The organism is Streptomyces sp. NPDC057950 (genome assembly GCF_042887295.1).
Classification (GTDB): domain Bacteria; phylum Actinomycetota; class Actinomycetes; order Streptomycetales; family Streptomycetaceae; genus Streptomyces; species Streptomyces kaempferi.
This window is the reverse complement of sequence record NZ_JBHVPP010000065.1, coordinates 1-1013: the sequence shown is the minus strand read 5'-3', so window position 1 is coordinate 1013 and position 1013 is coordinate 1. Positions and strand designations below refer to the sequence as shown.

The following is a 1013-nucleotide window of genomic DNA, read 5'->3' as shown; positions in this document are numbered from 1 at the left end:
CCTGACGGGCGCCATGAGCAGGACAAGCACGGCCCACGCGCTATCACGCACCAACTCGTAAGACCGTGTCCTACATGGTCAGTTGGCGTTGTGCTAGGTATGGGGAGTGGGCGGTGGGGATGGATTGTTCCGGACGGATTATGGGAGCTGGCGAAGCCGCTGTTGCCGCCGGCCCGAGTTCGTCCGCAGGGCGGCGGGGCGGCGAACATCGATGATGAGGCGGTGTTTGCCGCGGTCATCTACGTATTGGTCAGCGGCTGTGCATGGCGGGCGTTGCCACCCTGCTTCGGAGCGTCGAAGTCGACCGTGCACCGCCGCTTCGCCATCTGGTCCCGTGCCGGAGTCTGGGGCCGACTCCATCAGAGGGTCCTCCAGCTTTTGGACGGACAGGACCTGGTCGACCTGTCTCGCGCCGTCCTCGACTCCGCTCATGTCCGCGCTAAAAAAGGGGCGAACTTGCAGGTCCGAGCCCCGTGGACCGGGGTAAGCCCGTTCCAAGATGCACGTCCTGTCGGATGCGAACGGACTGCCTCTACGCGTCGGAGTCTCCGCGGCCAACACCCACGACAGTCTCGCTCTGAAGCCGATGCTGTCCCATTTCCACATGGGACACGAATCCCACGCGACCGAGTCCAAGCCCCAACGTCTCCACGCCGACAAAGCGTACGACGTTCCTCACCTGCGGCGATGGTTATGGGGCAAGCACATTGGCGTCCGGATCGCCCGCAAAGGCGTCGAGTCCAGCGAGCGGCTCGGCCGACGCAGGTGGGTGATCGAACGCACCATGTCCTGGCTGACCGGCTACCGCAGGCTCAACCACCGCTATGAGCGGAATCCGGGCAACTACCTGGCATTTCTCGGACTGGCAGCCGCTCTCTGCTGCTACAAAAGGTTCCTCAAACTGACCATGTAGGACACGGTCTAACGAGTTGGTGCGTGATAGCGGGTGGGCATGCTCTGCTGGTGAGAGGCATGGTGGATCGTTCGGTTCTGACACATCCGTTGTTCACGGG

The 1013-nt window shown here is 63.0% G+C and carries 1 pseudogene; it reads left to right on the top strand.

Annotated elements, in window-relative coordinates:
• The first annotated feature begins 99 nt into the window (after positions 1-99).
• Positions 100-913 (top strand): annotated as a pseudogene (locus ACFVTC_RS42830) (IS5 family transposase).
• Positions 914-1013 lie beyond the last annotated feature (100 nt).